The 14,523-nt window shown below is 71.5% G+C and carries 12 protein-coding genes; 3 read left to right on the forward strand and 9 right to left on the reverse strand.

Translation table 11 applies throughout. The annotated features are described in order from the left end of the window. Positions 1-9 precede the first annotated feature (9 nt). The 9 genes from H9I49_RS06745 to H9I49_RS06785 all read right to left on the reverse strand — a co-directional run bounded on the left by H9I49_RS06745 (position 10) and on the right by H9I49_RS06785 (position 11,815). A complete protein-coding gene (locus tag H9I49_RS06745) occupies positions 10-918 on the reverse strand; it encodes a carbohydrate ABC transporter permease (protein WP_188029483.1) in 909 nt (302 codons plus the stop codon). Next, positions 915-1,814 (reverse strand): carbohydrate ABC transporter permease, encoded by a 900-nt coding sequence (locus tag H9I49_RS06750; protein ID WP_188029484.1) that lies wholly within the window; start codon positions 1,812-1,814, stop codon positions 915-917. Before H9I49_RS06750 ends, H9I49_RS06745 begins: the two co-directional genes overlap by 4 nt. 22 nt (positions 1,815-1,836) lie before the next feature. Beyond that, positions 1,837-3,165: an extracellular solute-binding protein gene (locus H9I49_RS06755; RefSeq protein ID WP_188029485.1), complete on the reverse strand. Its 1,329-nt coding sequence runs from the start codon at positions 3,163-3,165 to the stop codon at positions 1,837-1,839. 67 nt (positions 3,166-3,232) lie between these two features. Continuing rightward, positions 3,233-4,162, reverse strand: a complete 930-nt coding sequence (locus tag H9I49_RS06760) for an N-acetylmuramic acid 6-phosphate etherase (protein ID WP_188029486.1) — start codon at positions 4,160-4,162, stop codon at positions 3,233-3,235. A 115-nt stretch (positions 4,163-4,277) separates the two neighbouring features. Beyond that, the gene (locus tag H9I49_RS06765) at positions 4,278-5,177 is read right to left on the reverse strand and encodes a MurR/RpiR family transcriptional regulator (protein WP_188029487.1); all 900 of its coding nucleotides are present in this window, start codon (positions 5,175-5,177) and stop codon (positions 4,278-4,280) included. A 4-nt stretch (positions 5,178-5,181) separates the two neighbouring features. Beyond that, positions 5,182-6,915: a serine hydrolase gene (locus H9I49_RS06770; RefSeq protein WP_188029488.1), complete on the reverse strand. Its 1,734-nt coding sequence runs from the start codon at positions 6,913-6,915 to the stop codon at positions 5,182-5,184. Positions 6,916-6,951: 36 nt separating this feature from the next. Next, the gene (locus tag H9I49_RS06775; RefSeq protein ID WP_188029489.1) at positions 6,952-8,274 is read right to left on the reverse strand and encodes an exo-beta-N-acetylmuramidase NamZ domain-containing protein; all 1,323 of its coding nucleotides are present in this window, start codon (positions 8,272-8,274) and stop codon (positions 6,952-6,954) included. Positions 8,275-8,293: 19 nt separating this feature from the next. Further along, entirely contained in the window at positions 8,294-10,111 is a 1,818-nt protein-coding gene (locus tag H9I49_RS06780) for a glycoside hydrolase family 3 protein (RefSeq protein ID WP_188029490.1), read from the reverse strand. Between the two features lie 126 nt (positions 10,112-10,237). Beyond that, positions 10,238-11,815 (reverse strand): ATP-dependent DNA ligase, encoded by a 1,578-nt coding sequence (locus H9I49_RS06785; protein ID WP_188029491.1) that lies wholly within the window; start codon positions 11,813-11,815, stop codon positions 10,238-10,240. Between the two features lie 100 nt (positions 11,816-11,915). On the opposite strand from H9I49_RS06785, the gene H9I49_RS06790 reads away from it, so the two are divergent. The 3 genes from H9I49_RS06790 to H9I49_RS06800 are packed head-to-tail and all read left to right on the forward strand — an operon-like array spanning position 11,916 to position 14,522. After that, positions 11,916-12,701: an SDR family oxidoreductase gene (locus H9I49_RS06790; protein WP_188029492.1), complete on the forward strand. Its 786-nt coding sequence runs from the start codon at positions 11,916-11,918 to the stop codon at positions 12,699-12,701. Then, a complete protein-coding gene (gene fabG / locus H9I49_RS06795) occupies positions 12,698-13,477 on the forward strand; it encodes a 3-oxoacyl-ACP reductase FabG (protein WP_188029493.1) in 780 nt (259 codons plus the stop codon). Before H9I49_RS06790 ends, fabG begins: the two co-directional genes overlap by 4 nt. A gap of 1 nt (position 13,478) precedes the next feature. Beyond that, on the forward strand, positions 13,479-14,522 hold the full coding sequence (locus H9I49_RS06800) for a phosphotransferase family protein (RefSeq protein ID WP_188029494.1): 1,044 nt from the start codon (positions 13,479-13,481) through the stop codon (positions 14,520-14,522). Position 14,523: the final 1 nt, after the last annotated feature.

Genomic DNA, 14,523 nt, shown 5'->3' on the forward strand with positions numbered 1-14,523 from the left:
GCGAGCCGATCACTTCGCCATGCCGGCGGTCAAGCCCGCGACGATCTGCTTCGTGGCGACCAGGAAGAGCACGATGAGCGGGATCGTCGTGATGACGAGGCCGGCGAAGACCGCCGAGTAGTTCGTCGCGTTCTCGCCGAAGAACGTCGTGAGACCGACGGGCAGCGTGTACTTGTCCTCGCGGCGCAGGAGCACGAGCGGGAAGAGGAAGTCGTTCCAGATCGGTACGAAGCGGAAGACGGCCACGGTCGCCAGGGCCGGCCGGACGAGCGGGACCATGATCCGCCAGAACGTCTGCCAGCTCGTCGCGCCGTCGAGGGCCGCGGCCTCCTCGAGCTCCTCGGGCAGCTGCCGGAAGAACGTCGTCAGCACGAAGACCGAGAACGGGATGCCCGACGCGGCGTACATGAGCATCAGGCCGAGACGCGAGTCGATGAGGCCCAGACCGTCGAAGAGGTAGAAGATCGGCAGGATCGCGAGGTGGATCGGCAGCATGAGACCCGACAGGAAGAGCGACTCGAGCCAGCGGAAGATCCGCGAACGGGCACGGGCCAGGGCGTACGCCGCCATCGTCGCCACCGAGGTCGAGACCGCGACGGCCCCGACGGTGACGAGCAGCGAGTTGCCGAAGTACGTCGCGAAGTTGCCTGTCGTCCAGGCCTCGGCGTAGCTCGACGTCGTCGGGGGAGCGGGCAGCCCGAGGGGGTCGGTGATGAGGTCGGCGTTGGACCGGAAGCTGTTGCTCACCATGAGCAGCAGCGGCACGAGTGCCAGGGCGGCATACCCCCAGAGCAGCACGCCCGCGCCCGCGCCGCCGACGGGACGGTTGACCCGGGGCGCGCGCCGGCGGGGACGCGGGGCGACAGGCGTGGTGCTCGCCTCGCCGGGCGCCTCGGTGCTGACGACAGCCGTCGTCATGCGGTGATCCTCCGCTCGTGGCGTCGCAACACGGCCGTGGCGACGTAGGCACCGCCGAAGATGAGGAGGAAGAGCAGCGTCGCGAGCGCCGACGAGCTGCCGATCGCGTCGGCCGCGCCCGAGTCGAATGCTGTCCGGTAGAAGAGCAGTGACACGAAGTCCGTTGCACCCGCAGGGTTTCCGGTCGACCCGCCGAACGCGTACGGCAGCGCGAACGCCTCCATGGCGAAGATGAACGTCAGCACGGACACCGTGCCCACCGCCGGCACGAGCAGCGGCAGGGTGATCCTGGAGAAGGCCTGTCGGTTGCTCGCGCCGTCGACGCGGGCCGCTTCGGTCAGCTCCTCCGGCACGCCGCCGAGCGCCGCTCCGTACAGCAGGACCGGGAAGCCGATCCACTGCCAGACGCTGACGAGGATGACGACCCAGAGGGCCGTCTTCGGGTCGCCGAGCCACGGAAGTGCCCACGACTCGAGGCCGAGCCCCGTCAGCAGCGTGTTGACCGGGCCGAACGTCGGCGACAGCAGCAGCGTCCAGAGATAGCCGATGACGATCGGGCTGACGAGGTAGGGCATCGCGTAGAGCGTCTGCAGCATCCGGCGGGTGCGCGGGCGGCTGTGGAGCAGGTACGCGATGGTGAGGCCGATGGTGTTCTGGATGAGCAACGTGCCGACGAAGAAGAGCACGTTGTGCAGCACCGCTCGCGGCAGGTCCGTCGTGAACGGCGCCTTCGTGAAGAGCGTCGCGAAGTTCTCGAGCCCGGCGAACGCCCCGCGGGTCGTGCCCTGCCACTGGAAGAAGGCGTACGAGAACGCCGTCACCATCGGGTAGAGCACGAACACCGCGAAGAGCGCGAGCGCCGGGGCGACGAAGACGAGGCCGGTGCGGCGCCTCATGCCGTGTCTCCTGCGGGAGCCGTCATGCGGTCGGCTTGAACCACGTCTTGACGCCGGCGTCCAGGTCCTGGCTCACTTCGGCGGCGTCCTTCGAGCCGAGCAGCAGCTCCTGCAGGCCCTTGCCGAGCAGGTCGGTGCCCGACGGCGCGCCGTACCGGAAGTCGGTGAGGAGCAGGTACGGCGACCCGGAGCTCGCGTAGCTGTCGCTCATCTGCTTGAGCAGCGGGTCGGTCGGCTCGACGCCGGGCACGGCCGAGATCTGCTTGATGTCGTCGGTGACCATCTGGCCGAACTCCTTGGAGGTCATCCACGTGACGAGCTCCGTGGCCTCGGCCGGGTGCTTGGACCTGGCCGAGACGGCGAAGTTGCCATCGGCCCATCCTGCCGTCGTCGCGGTCGAGCCGCTCGGCGAGCCCGGGGCCGGCGGCACCTGGAAGATGCCGATCTTCATGCCCGGGTTGGCTTTCTGGAAGACGGACAGGTCGAACGAGCCGCCGGGGATCATCGCGGCCCTCTCGGCGGAGAAGAGCGTCTGGGCGTCGGTCTGTGCCACGCCGGTGACGTTCTTCGGCATGTACTTGGCGAGCTCTCCGACGACCTGGACCGACCCGACCCAGTCGGGGTCGGTGAAGGTCTTCTTGCCCGAGAGCACCTCGCCCTGGAACGCCTTGCCGCCGAAGCGCGGTGCAGCCAGCACCTCGTGGACGATCGGCAGCGTCCAGTCGTCCTTGGCGCCCACCGCGATGGGCGTGACGCCGGCAGCCAGGAGCCTGTCGTTGGCGGCGATGAACTCGGCCCACGTCGTCGGGGCCTTGAGGCCGTTCTTGTCGAAGAGGCCCTGGTTGTAGAACATCTGGACCGTCTGACGGGCAAGTGGCACGGAGTAGGTCTTGCCGTCCTCCTTGCCCTTGGCGCTCGCGACGACGTTGTCGTCCCAGCCGGAGAGGTCGACCTTGCCGTCGAGCGGCAGCAGCGACTTGCCGGCAACCGTGCCCTGCAGCTGGCCGTAGGACCGCACCTGCGGCACGTCGGGGCCGTTCGCCCCGGCGAGGCCGGTCGCGAGGATCTTGTTGTACTCCGTCGCCTTGAACGCCTTGACGTCGATGGTGACGTCGGGGTGGGCCTTCTCGTAGGCGTCGAAGATCCTGGTGTACGCGGCCTGGTCCTCGACCCGCCACGACCACACCGTCAGGGTGACCTTGCCGTCGCCGCCCTCGCCGCCCGAACCCGACGTGCCGGTCGTCGAGGGCGAGCAGGCGGTCACGACGAGCGCGCCGGAGAGGGCGGCGATCGCGAGGACCGAGCGGCGGGCCGGCCGGGACGAGCCGGTGAGACGGGGGGCGAACGTCATGGTCATGCTCCTGTCGGGTTCTGTTCCGTGCCGAGACGCTCGGCGCGTGCCTGGTGGGAGGGTGGAGTCAGCGTTCGGGGGTGCCGGTGGCGGGACCACCGAGTGCGGCCAGGGCCTGCGCGACCGAGCCGTCGTGCTCGGCCAGGGCCTCTCTCGCGGTGGCGACGTCGGCGCCCGCGAGCATCGCGAGGAGGGCGGGCTTGAGCTCACCATCGGCGTCGTCGAGGGCTCGGCGGGCGCGCTCGGCGTCGGCCCCGGTCGCCTCCTGGAGGATCCGCACGACGCGGCCGCGGAGCTTCGCGTTCGTCGCGACGACGTCGACCATGAAGTTGCTCCACGTGCGGCCGAGGCGGATCATCACGGCCGTCGAGAACGAGTTGAGGATGAGCTTCTGGGCGGTGCCCGCCTTGAGCCGGGTCGAGCCGGTCAGCGCCTCGGCCCCGGTGCGCGCCGCGAGCAGGTGGTCGGCGTGGACCGCCAGCTCCGCGGCCGGGTTGGCCGTGACGAGGGCAGTGACCGCGCCGAGCTCGCGGGCGCGGGCGAGCGCCCCCGCGACGAACGGGGTGCGGCCGGACGCAGTGAGCCCGATGGCGATGTCCCCGGCCACGAGCGCCTCGGCCTCGGACCGACCGAGCTCGACGTCGTCCTCGACGTTCTCGACCGGCTCGACGAGCGCCGCGGGGCCACCGGCGTGGTGTGCGACGACCAGGCCTGCGGGGGCGTTGAACGTCGGGCGCAGCTCGGCTGCGTCGAGGACGGCCAGGCGGCCGGACGTGCCGGCACCGAAGTAGTGGACGGTGCCTCCGGCGCGGAGCGACTCGACGGCTCGGTCGACGAGGCGGGCGAGCTCGGGGAGCACCTCGCTCACGGCGCCGGCCACCGTGGCGTCCTCGGCGTTGAGTGCCCGGAGGATGTCGAGGGAGGTTTGGGTGTCGATGGACCTCGTCCCCGGATGGCGCTGCTCGGTGGGGGCGTCCACGGTCACCTCGTTGCTCACCCGTGTGAGGTTAGTTTCCTACGCACAAGCCGTCAATGCCGTAAATCAGTAACATTCGCGACACGATGGCCTCCACCCAGGTCGAGTGGGCACCTCGCATCGTGCCTGCGGCGACTCAGTCGGTGAGGTGATGGCCGGCGACGGCCTCACGGGTGTCGACGACGGCCTTGCGCACCTTACGGAGGTTGCGCTGGGCGACGGCGATGTAGAGACAGTCGACGACGGTGAGCGCCGCGATACGGCTGGCGGTGGCGCCGGAGCGCAGGCTCGTCTCGCGGGCCGCGGTCGTCAGCAGGTAGTCGACACCGGACGCGAGCCGGGACAGCGGGAAGTTCGTGATGGCAAGCGTCTTCGCGCCGGTCGAGCGGGCCGCGGCGAGCGCCTCGATCGTCTCCGTCGTCGTGCCGGAGTGGGAGATGCCGATGGCGATGTCCCCTCGGGTGAGCAGGGTCGCGCTCGTCAGGGCGATGTGCGGGTCGTTCCACGCGAAGGCGACGATGCCGATGCGGTGGAGCTTCTGCTGCAGGTCGGTGCCGACGATGGCGCTGGCGGCGACGCCGTAGATGTCGACGCGACCGGCCTTGGCGATGAAGGCGGCCGCGGCAGCGAGCGCCTCGCGGTCGAGCTGCTGCGCCGTCTCCTCGACGGCGCTCGCATCGGTGAAGGCGACCTTGGCCACGATGTCGTCGATGGTGTCGCTCGCGCTGATGTCGGTACCGCTGCCGCGCATCGTGCGCGGCTGGGCCGACTCCTCGGCGAGGGCGAGGCGCAGCTGCGGGTAGCCGGGAAGCCCGAGACGGCGGCAGAAGCGCAGCACCGTCGTCTCCGACGTGCGTGCCGCCGTGGCGAGCTCGCTGATGGTCAGGCCGGCCGCGCGCCGCGCGTCGGCGAGCACGATGTCGGCAACGCGGTCCTCGGCGGGCGACAGCGAGGGCTTGATCCCACGCAGGCGGATGAGCAGCGACGCGCCGGCCACGCCTGCGGGGGACGAGGCCCCGTCCTCGGTCCTGGGCATGGGGCTACGCTACGGCGTCGCGGCCCGCGAGCCGCCACCCATCGGCCGTGAACGCCTCGGGTGTCTTCTCGCCGTCGAGCAGGATGCCGCCCGGCCCGCTGACGAGCACCTCGTCGACAGCGACGCCTCTGCCGAGGTAGCCGCTGTCGGTCGTGTGCCGCCAGCGGACCTGCTGGGCACCGGGCCGCAGGTCGGCGCGCACCTGGACCCAGCGCCGCGTACCGGAGCCGGCGATGACTCCGTCGCAGGCCGCGGCCTCCCCGCGGTCGACGACCTCGAACGGCACCGCCGTCCAGGTCTGGCCCTCGTCGGTCGAGCGCTCGAGGTGGAGCAGGTCCGTCTCCTCCGTGTCGAGGAAGAGGTCGAAGCCGAGGCGGGCGCCGCCCGCGCCCACCGGGAGGGTCAGCGTCGTCAGCGTCGTCGTGGCGGCGTTCTCCCCGCCGGTGAACCAGGCCGTGTCGCCGTGGCGCGGGCGGAGGCCCATGGACGCGGCCAGCCCGTGGGCCCACTCGCGGCGGGCGATGTTGGTCGAGCCCCAGCTGCGTGACGGGTGCACACGGTTGGTCAGCAGGATCGCGAACGAGCGCGACGTGAAGTCGATGACGATAGAGGTGCCCGTGTAGCCGGTGTGGCCGGCCGTGCGCGGGCCGGCCAGCGCGTCCATGTACCACCGCTGGTCGAGCTCGAAGCCGAGGCCGTGGTCGTCTCCCGGGAAGTCGCCGTTGACGTTGGTGACCAAGGCCTCGACGCTCCTGCGACTGAGGATGCGGTGGCCCTCGTAGGTGCCGCCGTTGAGCAGCGCCTGCGACAGGGTCGCGAGGTCGTCGGCCGTCGAGAAGACCCCAGCGTGCCCGGCGACGCCGCCGAGCGACCACGCGTTCTCGTCGTGCACCTCACCGCGCACCATGCCGCGCGGCGGTGCCGTCTGGTACTCCGTGGCCGCGGTCCGGCCCTTGTCGGTGGGGTTGTAGCCGGTGTCCGTCATGCCGAGCGGCGCCGTGATGCGGTCGTGCACGACGACGTCCAGCGGCGCGCCGCGAAGCCTCTCGACCAGGACCCCGAGGGTGATGAGGTTGAGGTCGCTGTAGAGGTAGGTGGAACCGGCCGGGTTGGTGAGCGGCTGGTCCATGACGGCCTTGATCCGCGAGGCCTTGTCGGGGTACCTGCTCCAGAGCGGCAGCCACGACGTGAAGCCGGACGTGTGGGCGAGCAGCTGGCTCACGGTGACTCTCGACTTGCCGTTCGCCGCGAACTCCGGGAGGTATGCCTCCACCGGGCTCTCGAGCGAGACGCGGCCCTCCTCGACGAGCTGGACGACGGCGATCGACGTGAAGAGCTTGCTGACCGACGCGAGGTCGAAGATCGTGTCGGTGCGCATCGGCTCCCACTGGTCGCGGGGCAGCTCTGTCGTCGCGTCGGCGTAGCGCAGGGCCCAGCCGCTCGCGTCGCGCTCGACGACGTGGCCCTCGTGGCCCATGAGTGCGACCGCCCCGGCGAAGAGCGGGTGCGCGCCGGCGAGGGCCTCCTCGTGCGCGTGCACCTGCGCGACGGACTCCGCGATCGGCGCGGGGTCGAGCCCGAGCGAGGCTGGGCTCGCGTCGGTCAGCACGGTGTTGGGCGGCGCGAAACCGCGGTCGGGCTTGCTGAAGTCGTCGGCGGCCGCCGGCCCCGCTGTCACGAGGCTGCCCGCCAGGGCGAAGCTGCCGAGGGCTGCCGGGACGAGGGTGCGCAGGCGCATGTCACTCCTTGATCGTGCAGCAGTCGAAAGGGCAGGTCACTGCGCCGGGCCGGGGTAGATGAGGTACGGCTGTCGCCGGGCGTCGAAGTCGGCCAGCTCGTCCCGCCACGAGCCCACAACCTCGTCGGCCGAGGCGCCCGCCGAGATCTGCGTGCGCAGGCGCTGCGACCCGGTCAGCTTGTCGATCCAGTACGGCCGTGCCGGGTCGTAGGAGTCGTAGCGCCACGCGAAGTCGCTGTAGAGCGCCCGCGCCGCCACCAGCATCTCGACGGCGGACCGGACCGGGTCGAAGCGGGACGGGTCGGTGACGTGCAGCTGGACGCCGCCGCAGACGACCCCGGCGTGCTTGTTGAACGTGGGCGTGAAGTAGGCCTCACGGAAGACGACGCCCGGAACGTCACGTGCCGCAAGGCGTTCGGCCCACGTGTAGTCCACGTACGGTGCTCCGATGAGCTCGAACGGGCGTGTGGTGCCGCGTCCCTCGGAGAGGTTCGTGCCCTCGAACATGCCCGTGCCCGGGTAGGCGAGCGCGGTGTCGGGCGTCGGCATGTTGGGACTCGGCGTGACCCACGGCAGGCCGGTGACGGCATACGGCACGTCCCGGCGCCAGCCCTTGACCTCGACGACGGAGAGCTCCTCCAGCCGCGCCCCTGCATCGGCCGCGAGGAGCTCCCCGTCGAAGAAGCGCGCCAGCTCGCCGACCGTCATGCCGTGCGCCTGGACGATCTCCTTCGCGCCGACGCCGGAGGTCCACGGCGTCGTCATCATCGGGCCGATCGCCCTGCCGCCGATGGGGTTGGGGCGGTCGAGCACGACGAAGCGCGCGCCCACCGCAACGGCCGCTCGCATCGCCGTGTACATCGTCCAGATGTAGGTGTAGAAGCGCGCGCCGACGTCCTGGATGTCGAAGACGACGGTCTCGACGCCTGCCGTGCGAAAGAGCGTCGTCATCTTCGTCGCGTCGGCGCCGTAGGCGTCGTAGACCGTGAGGCCGGTGCGCGGGTCGGTGTGCGTGCCCTCGGAGCCGCCGGCCTGGGCCGTGCCCCGGAAGCCGTGCTCGGGGCCGAAGACGCCGACGATGTCGACGGAACCGGACTCGTGCATCTCGTCGACGATCGTGCGGAGGTTCGTGAGGATGCCGGTCGGGTTGGTGATGATGCCGACCTTCTGGCCCGCGAGCGTCGACCAACCCGCAGCCGCCGCGTTCTGGGCTCCGGTCGTCACGGGGTTGACCGGGTAGCTGCTCGCGTATGCCGTCGGGTTGGGTTGCGCCGCAACGGCACCCGCCGCCGTGGCCGGGATGACGACGGCGCCGAGGGCACCGGCGGTGAGCAGCTGCCTGCGGGTGGGACTGGTCATCTGGAGCTCTCCGATCGCGTCAGTAGGTCAGCCCGTGCCCGAACGGGTAGAGCACGGTCGCGGGGTCATCGGCCACCGGGATGTCGACCGGCAACGATGCCGTCGGTGCGACGTCGCCCGTGATGACGCGCGCGGCCGCCTCGACGGCCACCGGGCTGAAGGAGTACGTCGCGACGTAGGTCGGCGCGTCGGTGAAGTACGCGATGTCGTAGGGGTCGCGCACCGCCACGACGACGACGGTCCTTCCCGTCGCGAGCAGCTGCTTGACGAGCTTCTGCTGGCCACCACGGGGGTCGGTGACCCTCGTGTCCCAGGCCTTCATGGTCGTGACGACGACGACGTCCTTGTCGGCGGCAGCAGCCACGGCGGCAGCGACCTGCGTGTCGGTCGGCGACGAACCGGTCTGGAGGTTCTGCACCGTCCCACCCTTCGCGGTCAGGGCCGCCGCGAGGGTCGCGGTCGTCGAGACTCCGTAGCCGGTGACGAGCACCTTCTTGCCGCTCGGGTTCATCGGCAGCGCCGTGGCGTCGTTCTTGACGAGGGTCGTCGTGCGCGCCGTCACGGCGTTCGCCGCGGCGAGGTGAGCGGGGATGCCGACGACCGACGCGACCCGGGCAGGGTCGGCGTACGGCTGGGCGACGACCCCGCGGCGGTACTTGAGGCGGAGCACCCGACGCACCTTCTCGTCGAGCTCGTCGGGCCGGATGCGGTGGCTGCGCACGGCGGCCAGCACGGCGGCGTACGCCTCGTCCATGGCGGGGCTCATGAGCAGCTGGTCGACGCCCGCGAGGAGCGCGCGCACCGGCACCTCGGCGTCACCGTACCTGTCACGGACGCCTTGCATGCCGAGCGAGTCCGTGACGATGACGCCGTCGTAGCCGAGCTCCTCGCGCAGGACCCCGGTGAGGATCGGGCGGCTCAGCGTGGCGGGGTCGCCGGAGTCGTCGAACGCCGGGAACGCGAGGTGCGCGGTCATGATCATGTCGATGCCCTCGCGGATCGCGGCCTTGAACGGCGGGGCGTCGATGCTCTCCCACTGCTCGCGGGTGTGCGTGATGACCGGGAACGCGACATGGCTGTCGGTGGCGGTGTCGCCATGGCCGGGGAAGTGCTTCGCCGACGACGAGACGCCGCCGTCGCGCTGGTACCCGGCGACCTGTGCCGCGGCGAGCTCGGCCGCGAGGTCGGGGTGCGACGAGAACGACCGCGTGCCGATGACGGGGTTGAGCGCGTTGACGTTGACGTCGCAGACGGGCGCGAAGTTCGTGTTGACGCCCATGGCGAGCAGCTCGCGCCCGGTGATCGCGGCGGCGGTGCGCGCGTCGGGGGCGCTGTCGCCGGCTCCGAGAGCCATCGACCCGGGGAACTGGGTGGCCGGCGGGCCGATCCGGGTGACGACGCCCTGCTCCTGGTCGATCGCGACCTGCAGCGGGACCGGCGCGCTGGTGCGCCGGCCCAGCGACGCGCGTTGCAGCCCGTTCGACAGCCGTACGATCTGGTCGGGGTCCTGGACGCTGTCGGTCCACGCGAAGTAGATGACGCCGCCGAGGTGGTACTTCTGCACGACCTCGGCCGGGCTCGCGACACCGTAGAGCGGCAGGTTGCGGCTGTCAGGGGCCGTCGCGTCCTTGCCGTAGACGTTCTGGATGAAGAGCTGACCGACCTTCTCCTCCAAGGTCATCCGGCTCATCGTCGCGGTGACCCAACCGTCCTCGCCGGCGCGGCCGGTGGGAGCCGTCGTCCCTGCGGCGCGGGCACTGCCGGCTGCGACGCCCGTGGCCGCGGTGGCGAGTCCTCCGGCGAGCACGGACCGACGAGAGGGGTCTGAGATGGACATGGTGCCTCCGTTGAATGTGAACAATTCACGCATTCTGCCGTTGGGCCGGAACTTACCTACGTAGCGTGGCGAAGGCAACAGCCAGCGGCGCGTCAGCTGACGACGCGCGCGCCGGGGCGGCCGCGCTCACCAGCCCGCGAGCGACCTCACGGTCTGGACGGTGTCGATCTCGGATACCGGCTTGTCGTCGCGGTAGCGCAGCACCCGCGCGAACCGCAGCGCCATGCCCCCGGGGTAGCGGCTCGAGCGCTGCACGCCGTCGAACGCGATCTCGACCACCTGCTCGGGCCGCAGCGGCACGACGCCCCACTGCTGGCCCGATCGCCCGGCCTCGACGTCGGCCGGGTCGACCGCCAGCTCGCCGAACCGCTCGGTCTGCCAGGCGAGCATCTCGTCGGTCATGCCCTTGAACGTCTTGCCGAGCATGACGAGCTCGCCCGTCTCGGCATCGCGCGCGCCGAGGTGGATGTTGGAGAGCCAGCCACGCCGCCGTCCGCTGCCCCACTCGACGCCGAGCACGACGAGGTCGAGCGTGTGTCGCGGCTTGACCTTGACCCACCCGGGGCCGCGGCGGCCGGCGGCATACGGCAGGGCAGGGTCCTTGACGACGACGCCCTCGTGGCCCGCGGCGACGAGGGCGTCGAAGAACTGCTGCGCCCGCTCGGGGTCGTCGGTCAGCTCACGTGGCACGAGCCACGCCGGCGGGACGGTCCGGGCCAGCCGCGCCCAGCGGGTCGCGGCCGGCTCGTCGAGGAGGTCCTCGCCGTCGAGGTGCAGGATGTCGAAGAAGTACGGCGTGAGCGGCACCTCCTCGCGCAGCCGCTCGACGTCGGCGCTGCTCGCGGTGCGCGCTCCCGTCACCTGGAACGGCTGCGGCCGGCCGGCGCGGTCGAGCGCGATGACCTCGCCGTCGAGCACCAGCGTCTCGACGTCGAGGCCGACCAGCGCCTCGGTGATCTCGGGCATCCGGTCGGTCACCTCCTCGAGCGTGCGCGTGAAGAGGCGCGCGCTGCCCGGGTCGGTGCGGTTGTCGACGTGCGCCTGCAGCCGTATGCCGTCCAGCTTGGTCTCGACGACCACCTCGCCGCCCAGCGTGGTGAGCGCCGCGGCGACGTCGGGAGCCGACCCGGCGAGCATCGGCCGCAGCGGACGGCCGACCTCGAGGGTCAGGGCGTCGAGCGCCTCGGTGCCGCCGATGAGGGCGGCCCGGGAGACCGGTCCGGCGAAGCCCGCGAGCATCACGGCACGCCGCACCGCAGCATCGGGCACATCGGCTGCCTTGGCGATGGCCTGGAGCATGACGCCGTCGCCCGCTCCTTGGCGGGTCTCGCCGGTGATGAGCCCACGCAGCCACGCCTGCTCGTCGGAGGTGGCCCGCGAGAAGAGGTCGCGCACCGCTGCAGACCGGCTCGCCCCCGACCCGGCGCCCGAGACCGAGGCGATGCGTGTCGCGGCGGCGTCGACCTCCTCGACCGTCAGGGTCGACGTCTGCGCCGGCTCGGGGAGGGACTGCAGACCCCGCCAGCTGACACCCAGCCGTCGCTGGGGGAGCACGCCGGACAGGTGCGACGTCACGACCTCGATCGTCCTCGGGCCGTCCGCGGCGGCACGGGCGAGGCACGTCGCCAGGGCCTCGACCTTCGCCGTGCGCGAGGCGGTGGCGGCGACCGTGTGAGACGTGGCGACGACGTCGGAGAGCTGCATGTCCCGATCCTGCCCCTAGCCACCGACGCCCGGCGTCACTTGACGTGGACGCCGCGAGTCGCCAAGGTAAGCAAGCGCTTAGTCGATCCAGAGGAGCACCATGCCCGACACCGCCGTCGTCACCGGGGCCGCCCGAGGGATCGGCCGTGCGATCGCCGCGCGGCTCGCGCGAGAGGGCTGGCAGGTCGTCGTCGCCGACCGCGACGCCACCGAGCTCGCGGTGGTTGCCGACGAGACCGGCGCGATCGCCGTGCCAGGTGACTCGTCGACCGACGCGGGCGTGCGGCATCTCGTCGACACGGCATACGAGCACCTGGGGCACGTCGACGTCTTCTTCGCCAACGCCGGCATCGGCACGCTCAAGGGACTCGACGCGTCGGACGCCGAGTGGGCCCGCGCCCTCGAGACCAACGTGCTCGCCCACGTGCGCGCCGCCCGGCTGCTCGTGCCCCGCTGGCTGACGGCCGGCGGCGGCCGCCTCGTCGTCACCGCCTCGGCCGCCGGGTTGCTGACGATGCTCGGCGACGCGCCCTACTCCGTCAGCAAGCACGGCGCCGTCGCCTTCGCCGAGTGGCTGAGCGCCACCTACCGGCACCGCGGGATCGTCGTGCAGGCGATCTGCCCGCAGGGCGTGCAGACCCGGATGCTCGAGGAGTCCGGGCCGCTGCGCGACCTGCTGACCCGCGATGCCACCGTCAGCGCCGACGACGTGGCCGACGCGGCCTGGGAGGCGCTCGCCGGCGACGACTTCCTCGTGCTGCCGCACCCCGAGGTGCGCGACTACTACGTCCAGCGAGCCGCCCACCCCGACGCATGGATCGCGGGCATGAACCGCCTCCAGCAGAAGCTCGACCACCACACCGCCGACCAGCAGGAGAACGCATGACCGTCCAGCCCAGCCCCGACCCGACCACCCAGCGCACCGCCATCGTCACCGGGGCCGCGCGCGGGATCGGCGCGGCCGTGGCCCGGCGCCTCGCCTCGGACGGGTTCGCCGTCGCCGTCCTCGACCTTGACGAGTCCGCCTGCGCCGCAGTCGTCTCCGAGATCGAGGCAGCGGGCGGCCGGGGCCTCGCCGTCGGCGTCGACGTCTCGGACGAGGCCGGCGTGCAGGCCGCCGTCGACCGCGTCGCGGCAGAGCTCGGTGCGCCGACCGTCCTCGTCAACAACGCAGGGATCATCCGCGACAACATGCTCTTCAAGATGACGGCCGGCGACTGGGACGCCGTCATGAACGTCCACCTGCGCGGCTCGTTCCTGATGACCCGCGCGACGCAGAAGCACATGATCGACGCCACGTGGGGTCGCGTCATCAACCTCAGCTCGACATCGGCCCTCGGCAACCGCGGCCAGGCCAACTACTCCGCGGCCAAGGCAGGCCTGCAGGGCTTCACGAAGACCCTCGCCATCGAGCTCGGCAAGTTCGGTGTCACGGCCAACGCGATCGCGCCCGGCTTCATCGCGACCGACATGACGCGCCAGACGGCCGAGCGCATGGGCATCACGTTCGAGCAGTTCCTCGAGGGGGCCGCGAAGGAGATCCCCGTCGCCCGCGTCGGCCAGCCTGAGGACATCGCGGCGACGGCGTCGTTCCTCGTGCGCGACGAGGCGGGCTTCGTGTCCGGCCAGGTCATCTACGTCGCCGGCGGGCCGAAGGACTGACGTGACCGAGGCCGCCCGCCGCCCTGACCACGACCCGCCCGGTCTGCCGCTCGACCGGCTCGCCGGCTTCATCGACGCCGAGGTGCCGGGCCTGCTCACCGGGCCGCTCACGGGACGGGTCGTGGCGGGCGGCAAGTCCAACCTCACGTACGAGGTCGGCGACGGCACGCGCACGGTCATCGTGCGCCGGCCCCCGCTCGGCCACGTGCTCGCGACCGCGCACGACATGGCCCGCGAGCACCGCGTCATCACCGCCCTGCGCGACACCGTCGTGCCGGTGCCGCAGACGTATGCCGTGTGCGAGGACCCCGACGTCGTCGGCGCGCCGTTCTACGTCATGGAGCGCGTCGAGGGCACGCCCTACCGCTTCGCGGTGCAGCTCGAACCCCTCGGCGCCGAGCGCGTGCGCGCGATCAGCGACCGGATGGTCGACACGCTCGTCGCCCTCCACTCGGTCGACCCGGCGGCCGTCGGCCTCGACGACTTCGGCCGTCCGGAGGGCTTCCTCGAGCGGCAGGTCCGCCGCTGGAAGCAGCAGCTCGACGCCTCACGCAGCCGCGACCTGGCAGGCATCGACGAGCTGCATGAGCGCCTCGCCGGATCCGTTCCGGCTCAAGGCGATCCGACGATCGTCCACGGGGACTTCCGCCTCGACAACCTGCTCGTCACCAACGCCGACGAGGTGTCGGCCGTGCTCGACTGGGAGATGGCGACGCTCGGCGACCCGCTCACCGACGTCGCCCTCCTCGAGGCGTACCAGACGCTCCCGCTCATGATGGACAGCGTCGCCGTCTCCGACGTGTCCCGGACTCCCGGCTTCATCAGCGGCCCCGAGCTGCGCCAGAGGTATGCCGCGGCGAGCGGGCGCGACCTGGGCCACCTGTCGTTCCACCTCGGCCTCGCGTACTTCAAGCTCGCGGTGATCCTCGAGGGGATCCACTACCGCTACACGCAGGGCCAGACCGTGGGTAAGGGCTTCTCGACGATCGGCGAGGCCACCGTCCCACTGGTCGCCGCAGGCCTGGCTGCCGTGAAGGAGAGCTGAC

Origin of the sequence: Terrabacter sp. MAHUQ-38, assembly GCF_014518425.1 — a bacterium.
In the GTDB taxonomy this organism is placed as follows: domain Bacteria; phylum Actinomycetota; class Actinomycetes; order Actinomycetales; family Dermatophilaceae; genus Terrabacter.

What these genes read in the sequence shown, in the direction of transcription:
- H9I49_RS06745 (WP_188029483.1), bottom strand. Translation starts at nt 918, where the DNA reads ATGACGACGGCTGTCGTCAGCACCGAGGCGCCCGGCGAGGCGAGCACC.
- H9I49_RS06750 (WP_188029484.1), bottom strand. Translation starts at nt 1,814, where the DNA reads ATGAGGCGCCGCACCGGCCTCGTCTTCGTCGCCCCGGCGCTCGCGCTC.
- H9I49_RS06755 (WP_188029485.1), bottom strand. Translation starts at nt 3,165, where the DNA reads ATGACGTTCGCCCCCCGTCTCACCGGCTCGTCCCGGCCGGCCCGCCGC.
- H9I49_RS06765 (WP_188029487.1), bottom strand. Translation starts at nt 5,177, where the DNA reads ATGCCCAGGACCGAGGACGGGGCCTCGTCCCCCGCAGGCGTGGCCGGC.
- H9I49_RS06770 (WP_188029488.1), bottom strand. Translation starts at nt 6,915, where the DNA reads ATGCGCCTGCGCACCCTCGTCCCGGCAGCCCTCGGCAGCTTCGCCCTG.
- H9I49_RS06775 (WP_188029489.1), bottom strand. Translation starts at nt 8,274, where the DNA reads ATGACCAGTCCCACCCGCAGGCAGCTGCTCACCGCCGGTGCCCTCGGC.
- H9I49_RS06780 (WP_188029490.1), bottom strand. Translation starts at nt 10,111, where the DNA reads ATGTCCATCTCAGACCCCTCTCGTCGGTCCGTGCTCGCCGGAGGACTC.
- H9I49_RS06785 (WP_188029491.1), bottom strand. Translation starts at nt 11,815, where the DNA reads ATGCAGCTCTCCGACGTCGTCGCCACGTCTCACACGGTCGCCGCCACC.
- H9I49_RS06790 (WP_188029492.1), top strand. Translation starts at nt 11,916, where the DNA reads ATGCCCGACACCGCCGTCGTCACCGGGGCCGCCCGAGGGATCGGCCGT.
- fabG (WP_188029493.1), top strand. Translation starts at nt 12,698, where the DNA reads ATGACCGTCCAGCCCAGCCCCGACCCGACCACCCAGCGCACCGCCATC.